This window comes from Brevibacillus sp. BC25 (genome assembly GCF_000282075.1).
In the GTDB taxonomy this organism is placed as follows: Bacteria; Bacillota; Bacilli; order Brevibacillales; family Brevibacillaceae; genus Brevibacillus.
Genome location: NZ_AKIX01000021.1, coordinates 39,547 through 55,133, shown reverse-complemented (window position 1 = coordinate 55,133; position 15,587 = coordinate 39,547). Strand labels below are relative to the sequence as shown.

The 15,587-nt window shown below is 47.7% G+C and carries 12 protein-coding genes; 5 read left to right on the top strand and 7 right to left on the bottom strand.

Annotated features, from left to right (window positions below; genetic code table 11):
- The first annotated feature begins 280 nt into the window (after nt 1-280).
- Complete coding sequence (gene gntK / locus PMI05_RS05015; RefSeq protein ID WP_007718066.1) at nt 281-1,822, top strand: gluconokinase; 1,542 nt, start codon at nt 281-283, stop codon at nt 1,820-1,822.
- A 25-nt stretch (nt 1,823-1,847) separates the two neighbouring features.
- Nucleotides 1,848-3,176, top strand: coding sequence for a GntP family permease (locus PMI05_RS05010; RefSeq protein ID WP_007718063.1), 1,329 nt, complete (start codon nt 1,848-1,850; stop codon nt 3,174-3,176).
- A 75-nt stretch (nt 3,177-3,251) separates the two neighbouring features.
- On the opposite strand, the gene PMI05_RS05005 is transcribed toward PMI05_RS05010, so the two are convergent.
- Nucleotides 3,252-3,674: a VOC family protein gene (locus PMI05_RS05005; RefSeq protein WP_007718060.1), complete on the bottom strand. Its 423-nt coding sequence runs from the start codon at nt 3,672-3,674 to the stop codon at nt 3,252-3,254.
- A gap of 181 nt (nt 3,675-3,855) precedes the next feature.
- On the opposite strand from PMI05_RS05005, the gene PMI05_RS05000 reads away from it, so the two are divergent.
- Entirely contained in the window at nt 3,856-4,068 is a 213-nt protein-coding gene (locus tag PMI05_RS05000; protein ID WP_369751196.1) for a glycine zipper 2TM domain-containing protein, read from the top strand.
- Nucleotides 4,069-4,130: 62 nt separating this feature from the next.
- Here the strand turns inward: PMI05_RS05000 and PMI05_RS04995 are convergent, their stop codons facing one another.
- From PMI05_RS04995 to gltB, 4 genes are all read right to left on the bottom strand, one after another.
- Entirely contained in the window at nt 4,131-6,089 is a 1,959-nt protein-coding gene (locus tag PMI05_RS04995) for a hypothetical protein (RefSeq protein WP_157230841.1), read from the bottom strand.
- A gap of 63 nt (nt 6,090-6,152) precedes the next feature.
- A complete protein-coding gene (locus PMI05_RS04990; protein WP_369751195.1) occupies nt 6,153-6,776 on the bottom strand; it encodes a WG repeat-containing protein in 624 nt (207 codons plus the stop codon).
- Nucleotides 6,713-7,099: a WG repeat-containing protein gene (locus tag PMI05_RS04985; RefSeq protein ID WP_007718049.1), complete on the bottom strand. Its 387-nt coding sequence runs from the start codon at nt 7,097-7,099 to the stop codon at nt 6,713-6,715. Before PMI05_RS04985 ends, PMI05_RS04990 begins: the two co-directional genes overlap by 64 nt.
- 127 nt (nt 7,100-7,226) lie before the next feature.
- Entirely contained in the window at nt 7,227-11,840 is a 4,614-nt protein-coding gene (gltB, locus tag PMI05_RS04980; protein ID WP_007718047.1) for a glutamate synthase large subunit, read from the bottom strand.
- Between the two features lie 124 nt (nt 11,841-11,964).
- Here gltB and PMI05_RS04975 point away from each other — a divergent pair, with 124 nt between their 5' ends.
- Together PMI05_RS04975 and PMI05_RS04970 are read left to right on the top strand one after the other, a co-directional pair.
- Nucleotides 11,965-12,867, top strand: a complete 903-nt coding sequence (locus PMI05_RS04975) for a LysR family transcriptional regulator (protein ID WP_007718045.1) — start codon at nt 11,965-11,967, stop codon at nt 12,865-12,867.
- Nucleotides 12,868-12,958: 91 nt separating this feature from the next.
- Nucleotides 12,959-13,393 carry a VOC family protein gene (locus tag PMI05_RS04970; RefSeq protein ID WP_007718043.1) on the top strand — a complete coding sequence of 145 codons (435 nt, stop codon included), beginning with the start codon at nt 12,959-12,961 and terminating at the stop codon, nt 13,391-13,393.
- 112 nt (nt 13,394-13,505) lie between these two features.
- Here PMI05_RS04970 and PMI05_RS04965 read toward each other — a convergent pair whose 3' ends face one another.
- Both PMI05_RS04965 and PMI05_RS04960 read right to left on the bottom strand, forming a co-directional pair.
- Nucleotides 13,506-14,297 (bottom strand): SDR family NAD(P)-dependent oxidoreductase, encoded by a 792-nt coding sequence (locus tag PMI05_RS04965; protein WP_007718040.1) that lies wholly within the window; start codon nt 14,295-14,297, stop codon nt 13,506-13,508.
- A 188-nt stretch (nt 14,298-14,485) separates the two neighbouring features.
- Nucleotides 14,486-15,511 carry an AraC family transcriptional regulator gene (locus PMI05_RS04960; protein ID WP_007718038.1) on the bottom strand — a complete coding sequence of 342 codons (1,026 nt, stop codon included), beginning with the start codon at nt 15,509-15,511 and terminating at the stop codon, nt 14,486-14,488.
- Nucleotides 15,512-15,587 lie beyond the last annotated feature (76 nt).

Here is a 15,587-nt window from a genome sequence, read left to right as displayed (position 1 = left end):
TTTAGCCGTATCCTTACGGCGGCAGGATGATACGATCGCCAATATCCAGCACATCCGCGAAGCCATCTCACTCAAACGCCTGTAAATCAGGCGTTTTTTCTTTTGCTTGCGTCCTCTTGCAACTTGCAGGAGAAAAATGCAAATCATACAAGCATCGTGTGAAGTGTTCAATTGTGAAATAATTTTTTTCTTAATGCTTAACAAATGAAAAAAATTTCGATATAATCGCGTTATCTCCATGACAACACGTTGAAAGCGCATTCAATTAGGGGTGACTACTATGACGCAAACCTACTTTATCGGGCTTGATATCGGGACAACCAGTACCAAAGCAATTGTTTTCACTCCTTCCGGCGCCATCCGCGGTACGGGTAATATCGATTATCAGCTACTCGTTCCCCAGCCCTCTTGGGCTGAGCAAGAGCCGGAGACGATTTTTTCTGCTGTCATCCAGGCATTGAAACAAGCACTGGAGCATGCAGGCATTGCCAAAAGCGAGATCGGTGGTATTGGCTTCTCTACTGCCATGCACAGTCTGATCGCTGTCGACCCGAGTGGCAATCCCCTGACGAACAGCATCATCTGGGCTGATAATCGGAGCGTGGCACAAGCAGATCGACTAAAAGCAGACGGTGTCGGTCATCAAATTTACTTAGCGACAGGCACACCCATCCATCCCATGTCGCCACTGCCCAAAATCATGTGGCTACGGGAGAACTTGCCAGATACGTTTCGGCGGGCAGCCAAGTTTATTTCGATCAAGGAGTATGTCATTTATCGGCTTTTTGGTGAGTACATCGTCGATTACTCTATTGCTTCAGCTACGGGGCTGTTCAATCTGAGAAAGCTGGACTGGGATGAGGAGGCGTTGCAAGTCGCAGGCATTTCCAAGCAACATCTCAGTGAGCCTGTACCGACTACTCATATCCTGCGAGGAATGAAGATTCGTTATGCGGAAGAGATCGGGATCGATCCAGATACGCCTTTCGTCGTCGGTGCCAGCGATGGGGTTTTGGCCAACCTCGGTATCGGTGCCATTGCTCACGGACAAGTAGCCATCACCATTGGCACGAGTGGCGCTGTAAGAACAGTTGTACCAGAGCCAATCACCGATCCAAAAGGACGGACTTTCTGCTACGTGCTAACGGAAGATCATTGGGTGATTGGCGGACCCTCGAACAACGGTGGGATCATGCTTCGCTGGTTCCGTGACGAATTCAGTTGGCCCGAAGTTGAAAAAGCCAAACAGCTCGGCGTTGATCCCTATGAAGTCATGATTCAAGCTGCTGAGCATGTTCGAGCTGGTGCCGACGGTTTACTCTTTCTCCCCTTCCTATCCGGCGAACGAGCTCCGTACTGGAACGCCCAAGCAAGAGGCTCCTTCTTCGGTATCGGCCTCCATCATAAGCGTGAGCATTTTATCCGAGCAGTTCTCGAAGGAATCTTGTTTAGCGTCTACAGCATCGGTATCGCCTTGCGCGATCTGGCAGGTGGAGCCAAGGAAATCCGTGCATCGGGTGGATTCGCTCGCTCGCGGGAATGGCGCCAGATTATGTCCGACATGTTCGGGTATGAAGTGCTGATTCCGGAGAGTCATGAAAGCTCGAGCTTTGGTGCCGCTCTCTTGGCGATGCATGCATTGGGGGCGATGGATCATTTGCAAGATGTGAAAAAGATGATTCATATTTCCCATCGCCATGAGCCAGATTTGGAACGATCCAGTGTCTATTTGGAGCTTTTCTATATATACGAGCGTGTTTATTACAACCTGCTGGAAGAGTACAAGCTGATAGCCGAATTCCAAAAGCGGTTGAACAACTAGAGACAACAACTATGGAGGGTTCATCATGCCACTCGTCATTACACTGCTGTCCATCGTCTTCCTGCTCGTTCTCATTACTCGCTTCAAACTGAACCCATTCATCGCACTGTTATTGGCCGCTGGATTTGTAGGAATCGCATCCGGCATGCCGCTTGTAAAAGTTGTGGATTCAATAAAAGATGGAATGGGTGGCACTCTCGGCTTTATCGCGATCGTGCTTGCCTTGGGAACCATGCTTGGCAAAATGATGGCAGAATCTGGCGGTGCCGAGCGCATTGCCCGTACTCTCATCAATCGCTTCGGTGAGAAGAACGTACACTGGGCCATGATGTTCGTCGCGTTTATCGTAGGGATTCCGGTATTTTTCCAGGTTGGTTTTGTTCTTTTGATTCCACTTGTGTTTACGATTGCGAGACAAACAGGTGTCTCCCTTGTCAAAATCGGTATTCCGCTCGTAGCTGGCCTTTCTATCGTTCACGGGATCGTGCCGCCGCACCCTGCTGCTATGGCCGCTGTCGATCTGTTCCAGGCGGATGTTGGTAAAACGATTTTGCTCTCGATCATTGTCGCGCTGCCTTCCGCGATTATTGCAGGACCGCTCTACGGCAGTTGGATTAGCAAACGAGTCAAGACGAGCATCTCTCCAGAGCTCGCTTCCCAGTTGGCAGAGCCAAAATCCGAGCGTGACTTGCCCAGCTTTGGGATCACCGTCTTCACTGTCTTGCTCCCTGTGCTGTTGATGTTATCTGCAACGGTTGCAGATGTGACTCTGCCAAAAGAACATACGATTCGCCAATGGGCTGATTTTATCGGAAGCCCGATTACGTCTCTGTTGATTGCCGTGATTGTTTCCTTCTGGACGCTCGGATTCAATCGTGGTTTTACCAAAGACGATATTCTCAAATTCACAAATGATTGCTTGGCTCCAACCGCGACAATCTTGCTCGTCATCGGCGCAGGTGGCGCATTTAACAAAGTACTGCTGAACAGCGGTGTAGGTGACTATATTGCTGAGCTCGCTACTGCGTCTGCGATCTCCCCTATTTTCCTAGGCTGGCTGATCGCGGCCTTGATCCGTGTAGCAACGGGCTCTGCGACCGTCTCCATGATGACGGCAGCAGGTATCGTAGGTCCGATCGCGCTACAAATCCCTGGAACAAGCCCTGAGCTTTTGGTACTGGCAACAGGTTCTGGCTCCCTGATCCTGTCTCACGTAAATGATTCCGGATTTTGGCTGATCAAAGAATACTTCAATATGTCTGTGCAAGATACGCTTAAAACATGGACAGTGATGGAGACCATTCTTTCTGTTGTGGCAATCATTTTGATCATGGGACTGTCCTATATCGTGTAACACGAAATGAAAAACAGGTCTTTCCATCCACATCGCTGGAGGTAAGACCTGTTTTTTGGCTGGCTGGGTAACTCGCTACTTCATTCGTTTGGCAATCGGATGATCTTCATTCAGCTCTAGCAAATCCCACAGGTTTCCGTATAAATCCTGAAAGACCGCCACCATACCATACGGCTGTTCTTTTGGCTCTCTCACAAATTGGATTCCTCTTGCGACCATCTCATGATAATCTCGCCAAAAGTCATCTGTGTTTAAAAAGAGAAAAACTCTCCCACCAGCCTGATTCCCGATAAATAGCTCTTGCTCAGGTTTGGATGCTTTTGCAAGCAAGACTGTAGTGCCAACGGAACCAGGTGGAGATACGACAACCCACCGCTTGTCCTGTTCTGGCTGATACGTATCTTCCACTAAAGTAAAATGAAGCTTCTTGGTATAAAACTCAATGGCTTCATCATAATCTTTGACCACGAGCGCGATATGCACGATGGATTGAATCATGATCTCGGTACCTCCAGCTTCAAATTTTTTTGGAATGAAAGGATAGATTTGGGGCACCCTATACTTTGGGGCTGCACGTTAGATATAGCAGAACTTCCCAACACTAATCGAGGGAGTGACAATCTTGGCTACTAACAACGAACGCAATCACAACGATGCTGTTGACAACGACGAAGCGAACATGGCAGGCGGTGGAGCTTCTGAAGCTGTAGGAACAGTTGGCGGTGCGGCAGTAGGTGCTGCCGTAGGTTCTATTTTAGGGCCGCTTGGTACCATTGCAGGTGCGGTTGCCGGGGGTGCACTTGGCAACGAAATGGGAGAAAATGTGGCAGCTGACGGCAATGACACGTGGGATGCTGCGAATAATGATGCCGATAGAGACCGAGCAGAATAAAGCAAGCTTCTACTAGGTTTGACAAATCGGGGTGCAAGGGTAAAAACCTGCACCTCTCCCCATTACTTCTTATTTAAATAATCTTCTACTGATTTTCTCAAATACTTGCCTGTCGCTTTTTCGATTATCTTTTTATATTCTTGTTGTTGTTCCTTATCATCTTTTCTTTTTTTGCGCGTATCTTCCCTAGTCTTCAGCGTTCTTTTCCCATTCATATTCGTTTTGTTTTTACTAACTGTTTTTTTGCTACCATTATCATATTCGATGTCAGAATTATAACCAGTTATCGCTCGTAATGCTTGTAAGCTACGCATTATTTTCTCTGTATATTGTGGATAGATCTCTTCCACTGTTTCCTTGTATAAATTCCTACCGATTCGATGGTTTTTTATCCGTGTTAGAGTTAGGGTCTGTGCCTCTAGTATTTTGCGATACTGGGCCATTGTTTGCTGAATACTTTCAATCTCATCCTTTTTCATATTCTCTAAATCTTCCATACATGTTGCGAACTCATTTGCTAGGTTATCGAACTCCTCCTTTTCTTTCTCAAACCTTACCTCTTCTTCTTGTTGCACATCAAAAAACGGGTAGTAATCCTCCTCTATTTTCTTAAGAGTCATGTATTCGTCTCGAATTTTGTTTTTATCTAATTGATAAATAAATACACATTTTTTCTCGTCACGTCCATCTAACTGAGAAATCCCTTCTGGAATAAACCTCATTTTTTCAGGCTTTTCTACATCACTAATTCCTTCAATCTCATCGATAAGAATTTTGTTTCGTTTCAGTTTGGCTGGCATGATTTCAAAAATATTGGTGGACGAAGCTTGCCCCTTTTTAACCTCACCAAAATGAGCAACTGCATTCGCTTCATCTCCCATCCATTCTACCGGTTTTTGATTTTTCAAAAAGTCTGTAGGTAATGATTGATGCATGGAATAGCGAATCCCTTTCACACTCTTCGCATCGAAATTATTGGAATCAATGTCATAGAGCTCCTCATTTCCGTCCTGATCGGAAAATGCGAGATTGAATCTTGCTGTGTGGCTTTTTCTCGTAAAATCCAAATTACCTTCATCCATTGTTTGAGAAAACTGTTCGAAAGAAGATTCACCCTCTGTTGGACTGGCAAATTTCCATTTCTTTTCATCTTTCTTGGTCATATCCGCCTTTGCATCCCATTTAAAGGGAATCCGGACTGGTAGCTGAATTTCCCATGGCTTCGTTGAATCGACCTGTTTCAAAGCACCTAGCTTTACCAATTGCTCTTGATCCACACTAAAGTTCCATTGATCGTATTTCACCTCAACAGAGTACGTATACTCTGTACCTTTCCCCGCTCCACGTAGCATTTTTTCAATCGTATTATTATAAGAATGCTCGTTATTTTTCACATCCTGCGGGGCTATATTCCACGCTTGGTTCGCTTCGATTCCTCTGATAATCTGATAACCGACCAAGTGCCCCCCATCGTATCCGGTTTTGGCTGCATCATTTTTTCCATCCCGTATCAATCGCTCTTCTGTACCCAAGTTGCCGATCGCACTTACAACAGAATCGCCTTTACGATCCTTTCTCGATGTGCCTTTTTTTACGATAGCCGTAACGGAATGAGGACGATCACATGTATCTCCTAATACTTCTGTCTTGGAAAAGAAGCTTTTATTTACATTGTCCTCACCATATGTTTCTTTCAACACGCCAAAAAAGGTAGGGAGGCCTTTATCTGCTTGCACAGCAGTAAATTTACCTTCATTATTTTTATTGTTATCATACTCATCTGTTGTGTAATCGGTTGGTTCAATACCCTTGAATTTACCTTGTATGACTGGTTGGTTATTTCTTTGCTTTTGGAGTAAATGAGTCATGGCTTTGTTTCCGATTTTTTTGGCGAGCTGCAAGACATGTGGCGTTGAGTTTTTAGCGCTTGGGGATTTTGAAGAATTTTCAGGGGTTTGACGATAACTTGCTTGCGATTCTTGATTATGGGAAAACATCACATCACCTGCCAGTATGATCATTAATAGAATCTTTTCTTATCATATCAAATTCTGACATTTTTCCAATCGAATTGAAGGAAAACGCTACTGGACACCGACCACAGCAAAGCCAGCGGGAGAAATGCTCCTCACCCAAGCAAACTGAGGTTTAATAACCCATACTCCTTTTTTGTTGATAAAGCCCCATTTTCCGTTCAACAAGGCCGGTGCCAAGCCATTTGACTGAAAGTCACCTGCGCTCGTATCCATTCCGTAATCGGGTTCAAACCTAGGCTTGATCACTAGCTTTCCTTTGGTGTCTATATAGCCAACCTTTCCGTTTGACAAAATCCACGCCAGGCCTTGATGGAAGTCGCCTGCCTCGGTATAGGCGGTTTTGAGCAATACCTTCCCTTTTTCGTTGATGTACGCCACCTTGCCATTGATCATCACCTTGGCTATCCTATTGACGAATTTGTTAGCTTGATCAAATTGGGGCTTGATCACCCAACCTCCTTTTCCGTCAATAAAGCCCAATTTTCCATTCTGATCCGCAACTGCCAAGCCGTCTGCACCGAACGAACTCGCATATGTAAACTGCGGTTTGATGACCCATTTTCCCTTGTTGTTGATATAACCGATCTTACCGTATTCCGTGTTGCCTTTTATGCGAGCCTCAGCGAGTCCATTCGAGGAAAAATGGGCGGCATAGTCAAACTGTGGCTTGATGACCCATTCTCCCTTTTATTGATATAACCGTATTTCAGGTTTTGTGCAGCAGGCGCAAGTCCGTTTGCAGCGAAGGAACCCACGTACGAGAATTGAGGCTTAATTACCCACTTTCCTCTTTGATCAATGAAACCCCAGGATTGGTTGGCTGGACTGTCTCCCAGTGTTGCAGCGTAGAGTCCTCCCGTGTCCTTCACTTCCTCGAACGTAGGTGCCACGCTCCATTCTCCCTTGCTGTTGATCACGCCTTCTTTAGCGGAGGCGATGACTGGCGAAAATAGCATAGCAGCGATGGATACAGCCATGATAGTGAATCGTTTCATCCATGATCCCTTCTTTCGCTGGCTTATTAGCAAAACCTTACACCTAATCCTATGACGTCATGGACAAGTGATTGGTTACCAAAAGAAAAAGCCGATGACTCACAAAATAAGTCATCGGCTATCCTCCTTATTTGCCCACAGAGACAAAGGGTTGCTCGGGCGCTTTCTTTTTCGGTCCTTTGGCATCGCCTTTCTTCTGACTCATCTCAAAAGCGGCCAAAATCGCCTCTTGGCGCTTCATACCGGATTTCTCCAACTCCTCCATCGTGGAGACGATTTGCTTGTAATCTTTTGGAATGACTTTGACAAACTGTTGGACGGTACGTTCCCACGCATCGAGCAGAGCTTGTGCATGACGGCTGCCTGTGTGGCTTACGTGGTTTTCCAGCAAGCGTTTGACCCGAGCGATCTCCCGTTGATCTTCCAGTGCCTCGAGAAGTACCATCTCCTGATTGCACATCGCAGCAAACTTCTCTTTCTCCTCAGCCAGAACGTACGCTGTACCGCCTGACATGCCTGCTGCAAAGTTTTTGCCGACGGGGCCTAGAACGACGACGCGTCCTCCAGTCATATACTCGCAGCCATGGTCGCCTACTCCTTCAACGACTGCCGTCACTCCGCTATTGCGAACGCAGAATCGCTCACCAGCCATCCCGTTGATATACGCTTCACCAGACGTCGCTCCGTAGAACGCAACGTTTCCGATAATCATGTTGTGCTCGGGAGCGAATTTGCTGTTTTTCGATGGTGCGACCGCAATTTTGCCTCCAGATAACCCTTTTCCTACGTAGTCGTTCGCATCTCCCTCGAGATGCAGCGTGATCCCTCGAGGAACAAATGCCCCAAAGCTTTGACCTGCCGAGCCAGTAAAATGCAGGCGGATTGTATCCTCCGGCAGACCGTGCTCGCCAAAGCGTTTGGTTACCTCGCTGCCCAGGATCGTCCCTACCACGCGATTCGTATTGGTGATGGCGAGTTTTGCCTCTACTGGCTGCTGTTTATTCAATGCTGGCTTGCACAGCTTGAGCAGCTTTTGACGGTCCAGCGTTTCTTCCAGCTTGTGATCTTGGTTTCGTTGATGATAGCGGCCCACTTCCTCGGAGACATCCGGTTGGAACAAGAGGGCGGACAAATCAACATGCTTGGCTTTCCAGTGTTCTTTTGCCTTGTCGCTCATCTTCAGCACATGGCTCTGACCGACCATCGACTCGATGGAGTGATAGCCCAACTCCGCCATGATCTCACGAACTTCACGGGCAACGAGACGCATGAAATTCACAGCGTGCTGCGGATCGCCCTTAAACCGTTTGCGCAGCTCGGGATTTTGTGTCGCCACACCCACTGGGCATGTATCGAGGTGGCATACACGAGCCATGACACACCCTATGGAAACAAGTGGTGCCGTTGCGAAGCCGAATTCCTCCGCACCGAGTAGAGCTGCAATGACGACATCGCGTCCCGTCATCAGTTTGCCGTCCGTTTCCAGAACCACACGGTCACGCAACTGGTTCAACAACAGCGTCTGATGTGTCTCAGCAAGTCCGAGCTCCCATGGCAGTCCTGCGTGCTTGATGCTTGATTTTGGGGAAGCGCCTGTGCCGCCATCGTGTCCACTGACGACAATGACATCAGCAAGACCTTTCGCGACACCAGCTGCAATCGTTCCGACTCCAGCTTTGGATACGAGCTTCACGCTGATTCGTGCACGTGGATTCGCATTTTTTAAGTCAAAAATCAGCTGGGCCAAATCCTCGATCGAATAAATATCGTGATGAGGCGGCGGCGAAATGAGTCCAACTCCTGGTGTCGATCCGCGTACTTCGGCAATCCATGGGTAGACTTTGCTTCCTGGCAATTGACCGCCTTCGCCCGGCTTTGCTCCTTGCGCCATCTTAATTTGGATCTCAGAGGCGTTGACCAAGTAATGACTGGATACGCCAAAGCGTCCTGACGCGACCTGCTTAATAGCACTGCGTCGCAAATCTCCGTTTTCATTCATGATGTAACGTGCCGAATCTTCGCCACCTTCCCCGCTGTTGCTTTTCGCACCCAAACGGTTCATGGCGATTGCTAACGTCTCATGTGCTTCCTTGCTGAGAGAACCATATGACATTGCCCCCGTTTTAAAACGATGAACAATGGAGTCAACAGATTCTACCTCGTTCAGCGGGATCGGCTGTCGATTGGACTTGAAATCGAGCAAATGCCGCAGGGCTACGAATTGCTGTGCTGTCGCTTGCTCCGCGTAGATTTTGTACTGCTCATAGCTGCCTTCCCGACAAGCTTTTTGCAGGGCATGAACCGTCTTCGGATTGAAAAGGTGGAACTCACCGTCTCGGCGGAACTGAAAATCACTGCCTGCCTCCAATGCTTCCTCGGAATGCTCTGGCAAAAATGCTTTCGCATGGCGAAGCAAAGTCTCTTGCGCAATCACATCCAGTCCGATCCCCGAAATCTGCGAAGGCGTACGACTAAAATAGCGATCGATGACGGCAGAATGGATGCCCACCGCTTCAAAAATTTGTGCGCCGCGGTAGCTCTGAATGGTCGAAATGCCCATCTTGGACATGACTTTTACGACACCTTCTACGGCTGTTTGCAGGTACACTTCGACTGCTTCGTCGCTAGTGAGATCCTTCAGCTTTGCCGATACAACCAACTGGTTCACCGTTGAGATGGCGACGTATGGGTTGATCGCGTCGGCACCGTAACCAATAAGCATAGCGAACTGGTGTACATCACGTGGTTCACCGGATTCGATGATGATGCTCGCTTTGGTACGTGTCCCTGCGCGGACGAGATGATGGTGTAGGCCACTTCCAGCTAGCAAGGCAGGGATCGCAGCCAAATCATGATTCATTCCGCGATCTGATAAAATGAGCATGGAGTAACCAGCAGCAATCGCTTCATCCGCCGCAGCGAATAATTGATCCAGTGCCAGCTCTAGCCCCTGTTCGCCCCCTTGCGCCGGGAAGAGTATCGACAATGTTTTCGCCTTGAACTCTTGGTATGGGTTCGCGCGAAGCTTCGCCAGCTCTTGATTGGAGATCAAAGGATTGGTCAAACGAATTCTGCGGCAATTGCTCGCATCCGGTGCAAGCAGGTTTCCTTCCGCGCCAAGCACAGTATGAGTCGATGTTACGCAGGCCTCCCGTAGTGCATCAATCGGAGGATTCGTGACTTGGGCGAATGATTGTTTGAAATAGTGGTACAAGAGCTGAGCGCGATCAGACAATACCGCGAGTGGTGTGTCTACCCCCATCGAACCAATGGGGTCTTTCTGCTCAGCCACCATCGGGGCAAGTACTTTGTCGACTTCCTCCTGTGTATAGCCAAATGCTTTTTGGTGCACAAGCAGGCTATCTCCGTGCAGCTCCTCCGTGCGACCTGCTACAGGCAAATCATCGATAGCATGCAGGTTGTTTTTCACCCACTCCCGATATGGCTGTTCGCTTGCGATTTTTTGCTTGATTTCCGCGTCTGATACGATTCTGCCTTCTTCGAGGTCGACGAGCAGCATCCGTCCAGGACTAAGCCGTCCTTTCTGGACAATCGTTTCATCTGGTACTTCGAGAACTCCAACCTCCGATGAGAAAATAATCGTATCATCTGATGTCACATAGTATCTCGCTGGTCGCAATCCGTTTCGGTCGAGAATCGCGCCGATGTGTCTGCCATCCGTGAAAGAAATAGCTGTTGGACCATCCCACGGCTCCATGAGGCAGCTATGATACTCGTAAAAAGCTTTCTTATTTTCGTCGATTTGCTCATCCTGATCCCACGGTTCAGGAATCATCATCATCGCGACATGCGGCAAGGAGCGACCTGCCAGCGAGAAAAACTCCACACAGTTATCCAAAATCGCTGAATCACTGCCCGCCATATCAATGACTGGCACCACTTTTGCCAAATCAGCACCAAACGCCTCGGACTGGAACATTTTTTCACGAGCCATCATCCAGTTAATATTTCCTTGCAAGGTGTTGATTTCCCCGTTGTGAATCAAATAACGATTCGGGTGTGCCCTCTCCCATGTTGGGAATGTGTTCGTGCTGAAACGTGAGTGAACGACAGAGAAGACAGAAGTGTAAGAATTATCTTTCAAATCAAGATAAAAAGCATCCAGCTGTCCTGGTGTGAGCAATCCTTTATAGACAATCGTACGCGAAGACATAGAAGCGGCGTAAAAATCAGCACCTGCTGCCCGTTCCACCTGCTTGCGAATGACGTACAGCTTCCGTTCAAATGCCATTTGGTCCTGTATATTCGAGCTGGCTCCGATGAATACTTGTCGGACATAAGGCTGACTCGCTACAGCCGTTTTGCCGATTTTCGTCGCATCGACTGGAACTGTTCTCCAGCCGAGCAGCTTTTGTCCCTCTGCTTCGACAACCGCCTCCAGCTGATCTTCATACTTTTGCCGTTTCGCTTCATCCATCGGAAGAAACAGCATACCTACACCGTATTTGCCTGGCGCCGGCAGCGTGATATTCAGCTCTTTACAGCTCGTTTTGAAAAAGGCGTGTGGAATTTGCGTTAAGATCCCTGCACCGTCTCCCGTTTCCGGATCACTGCCTTGACCGCCGCGGTGTTCCAGTTGGCACAGAATTTTCAGACCCTTTCGGACCATATCATGCGTCGATTTCGATTTCAAATTTGCAATAAAACCAATTCCGCAAGCGTCATGTTCGAAAATCGGATCGTACAGACCTTGCTTAGCAGGCATTCCTTGTGTCGTCATGTATCTCCACTCTCCTTGCTCTCTCTGGTATGTACATTTTAGATTGAGTGAAACGATACAAACAATATATAATTTATGCAAAATCTATCTCAAATCGAGATCAATGGGTAAGGTGGGGGTATTCATGGAGCTACGACAGATTCAATACTTCATCGAGGTTGCCAAACGAGAGCACTTCACCGAAGCCTCACATCATTTGCACGTCGCCCAATCTGCCCTCAGTCGGCAAATCGCCAATCTGGAGGAAGAGCTCGGTGTGTCGCTGTTCCTCCGTGAAGGTCGCAATATCAAGCTGACGGCAGTTGGAAAAATCTTTTTGCAGCACGTCGAAATGGCGATGAACGAAATCGAGAAGGCAAAGGAGAAGATTGAGGAGTTCCTCGACCCGTCACGCGGTACGATTCGTGTTGGCTTTACGAGCAGTCTTGCCGCCAATCCCCTGCCGACCGTCATCTCCGGTTTTCGCGCGCGGTATCCGGACATCGGCTTTCAATTAAAGCAAGGCTCTTATCAGGGGCTGATCGACTCGGTCATCAACGGTGAAATCGACTTGGCTTTTCTTGGGCCTGTTCCCACTCAGGAAAAAAATGTGCGCAGCCACATTTTCTTCGCTGAAAATATCGTCGCGTTGCTGCCCGCGAAGCACCCGCTGTCCAAGCAACCGAGCTTGCGTCTCAGTCAGTTGCAGGAAGATACTTTTGTGTTGTTTCCACCTGGTTTCATCCTCCGCAATATCGCAGTCAATGCTTGCTCACAAATGGGCTTTTCTCCTAAAGTTGCTTTTGAAGGGGAAGATATCGATGCCATTAAAGGGTTGGTAGCAGCAGGCTTGGGCGTCACATTATTGCCAGAGCTTACGTTAACGGATAACGTTCCTCGTGAGACAGTGAAAATCCCGATAAGTGAGCCATTGGTGACGCGAACAGTGGGCATTATCATCCCTAACAACCGTGAGCTTCCCCCTTCTGAAAAGCTTTTTTATCATTTTCTGAAAGAGTTTTTTGATGTACTGAGTAAGTACAGTTAAGGAGAAAGAATCTCAAACTACTGACAGACAGTTGTCAGTAGTGGGTCCTTATAATCGGAAGTACCATCCATTTTAAGGAGGAATTTCGATGATGAGTCACTACCAAACCTTTCGGGGCTTTGCTACGATTAGTTATTGGGCGGATGATGTGCAGGCGGCTAAAAAGTGGTATACGGAACTGCTGGGCATTGCGCCTTACTTCGAACGCACTGGACCGGATGGACAGCTCGCCTATGTCGAGTTTCGCATTGGAGACTACAAGCACGAACTTGGCCTCATTGATCGCCGTTTCGCACCTGCTGCGGCGGTACATGGTCCGGGTGGCGCTGTGATGTACTGGCACGTCGACGATATCGAATCCGTACTGGATAAGTTGTTATCTATGGGAGCAAGAGAGTACGAACCGCTGATCCAGCGTGGTGACGGATTCATAACGGCTTCTGTCCTTGATCCATTTGGGAATGTCCTCGGCATCATGTACAATACACACTACTTGGAGGTACTCGGTTCGTTCCAATCAGAGTAATCTAAAAAAAGTCCTGATGAACAGATGCATCAGGACTTTTGTGTATCTTTATTCAGTTGCAGAAAATTTCCATGTGCTGGCTCCTCTGGCTGGTCGCGTCGGTCTCGGTATTTTAAAAAATAGTTGGAACCATGCCCCCGTCCATACGAATTGGTGAACCTTTAAATGCGGTTGCATAAGGGCTAGATACGAATGCTACCAGCCTACCTATTTCAAAAGGCTTGATAAACCGCTGTAATTCGGATTGGGGCAGGTTTGCAGCCATAAATTGATTCTCTTTTTCCGAAAATGCCATATCATCAGGAAACAAGCTATCGATGATTTGATAGACATTTTCGGAAAGCGTTGGTCCTGGCATGATAGTATTGGATGTGACTTCTGTTCCTATCGTTAGTTTAGATAGGCTTTTTGACAGTGATAATAGCATAGATTTCGTCATGCAATACTGAGGCATTTGCCCTGAAGGCATGATCGCTTCTTCACTTGCTATAAAGATGATTCGTCCATCATTGTTCTTCAACATGTTCGATAAGTAAAATTTAGATAATCCATTAGCGGCAAGGACGTTTGTTCGGAAGTATTTTTCCCATACTTCATCGTCAACGTCTTCATAGGACATGATCTCATAAATACCCATATTGTTAACGAGAATATCCACGTGGGGATATTTCTCAAATAAAGCTTCTCTTTGCTGCCTATCCACAATATCGGCCGTAGCATTCTGAGGAGACGTATCTGGGAATTCCGCCTTCAATTCATTTACGATTCGTTCTACCTCTTCATCATTCCGTCCATTTACGAGGACATGGACGCCTTCTCTGGCAAGCTCAATGGCAATTGCTTTCCCAATACCTTTCGTCGATCCAGTTACTAAAGCAGTTTTGTTCCTTAATCCCATATCCATAACCCTTGTCCCCTTTGTAGTCATTCATGGCGAGCTGACTAGAAGTTCATCTTGGAACATCCTTGTGCTCCGGATAGAGATTATCGTACTTTTTCTGGATCGTTCGGTAACTAGCGTACAACGCCAAATTTCTTGCTGAACCCGCCAAATATGGAAACCAGGAAAATCGTAGCCCTGCTTGAAACGGGTTAGCTTGGGAATTCTTTGACGGAGGGATTGACCCGAAAGTATTCGGAACGCCAATTTGAAGGTGTATCGCCTTCCCAAAGGCGAAAGGCCCGGTAAAATGAGTTCTGATCTTCATATCCAAGTAAGAAAGCCACTTCTTTTATGTCGAGCTTGGGGTCGGCCAAGTATTCTCGTGCCTGTTCATGTCGAGCCTGTGTCAACAGTTGCTTGAACGTTGTGCATTCATCCGTAAGACGACGCTGCAAGGTACGATCGCTCATGCCCAGCTCGCTCGCAACAGCTCGAATATCAAGGCGGCCTCCGGTTAGACTTCGCTTCAAGATCCACTTGACCATCTCAGCAATTGAATGACTGCACTCTTCATCCAATGATCGGTCCAATACAGGTGTCAATATCTCCAACAATTCTTTGTTATACGAAAGAAAGAGGCTGTCCAGATCGCGTCGATAGAGTGTTAATCGGTTAACGCTGGCACCAATCCGTATAGGACAACCGAAATAAGCCTCAAGGGCAGTTACATCCCCCATCGATTGAGAAAATTCCACGGACTGTGCAGTTAAACGCTTGCCCGTGCCCCGTCGCCCAAGTTCTAGAAGAAAGGCTAACGTGGTTCCAACCAGGACTGGTGGTCCGGGCTGCTCGCTGTGCATCCACTCTAATTCGATTGTACAGTGCTCGCCCTCCTCTGTTATGCGCAACCTTTCCGGAGGGCACAGTTGTTTGTACCGGACCATTCGATTAAGCGCGTCGCGATAGTCACGAGCATGATAGGTCGCTAAAACAGTCGGAGGGTATTGTGCCGTTTCAAAGGTGGTCGAAAGCTTGATGATACCGATAGCAGTGTCACCAATTAGATCTGTGTACGCTTGCCAGATTCTGAAATATTGGGCAGTGGTGACTACAGCTGGTTCTGTAAGAATGGTGGTCGGCAGGCGCGCTTTGCGAACTAGGTCGTGGGGAGCAATCCCTAGTCGTTGTAATCCCGCCCAAAATCCCGCCGGGAATTTTATTCGGTCTGATTTCATTACGTATGAATCTCCTTTAATTGCTTACCGATTCGTTCCGATAATGATTAAGTATACATGAAGGCAACCCTCATTT

What these genes read in the sequence shown, in the direction of transcription:
- gntK (WP_007718066.1), top strand. Translation starts at nt 281, where the DNA reads ATGACGCAAACCTACTTTATCGGGCTTGATATCGGGACAACCAGTACC.
- PMI05_RS05010 (WP_007718063.1), top strand. Translation starts at nt 1,848, where the DNA reads ATGCCACTCGTCATTACACTGCTGTCCATCGTCTTCCTGCTCGTTCTC.
- PMI05_RS05005 (WP_007718060.1), bottom strand. Translation starts at nt 3,674, where the DNA reads ATGATTCAATCCATCGTGCATATCGCGCTCGTGGTCAAAGATTATGAT.
- PMI05_RS05000 (WP_369751196.1), top strand. Translation starts at nt 3,856, where the DNA reads ATGGCAGGCGGTGGAGCTTCTGAAGCTGTAGGAACAGTTGGCGGTGCG.
- PMI05_RS04995 (WP_157230841.1), bottom strand. Translation starts at nt 6,089, where the DNA reads ATGATCATACTGGCAGGTGATGTGATGTTTTCCCATAATCAAGAATCG.
- PMI05_RS04985 (WP_007718049.1), bottom strand. Translation starts at nt 7,099, where the DNA reads ATGAAACGATTCACTATCATGGCTGTATCCATCGCTGCTATGCTATTT.
- gltB (WP_007718047.1), bottom strand. Translation starts at nt 11,840, where the DNA reads ATGACGACACAAGGAATGCCTGCTAAGCAAGGTCTGTACGATCCGATT.
- PMI05_RS04975 (WP_007718045.1), top strand. Translation starts at nt 11,965, where the DNA reads ATGGAGCTACGACAGATTCAATACTTCATCGAGGTTGCCAAACGAGAG.
- PMI05_RS04970 (WP_007718043.1), top strand. Translation starts at nt 12,959, where the DNA reads ATGAGTCACTACCAAACCTTTCGGGGCTTTGCTACGATTAGTTATTGG.
- PMI05_RS04965 (WP_007718040.1), bottom strand. Translation starts at nt 14,297, where the DNA reads ATGGATATGGGATTAAGGAACAAAACTGCTTTAGTAACTGGATCGACG.
- PMI05_RS04960 (WP_007718038.1), bottom strand. Translation starts at nt 15,511, where the DNA reads ATGAAATCAGACCGAATAAAATTCCCGGCGGGATTTTGGGCGGGATTA.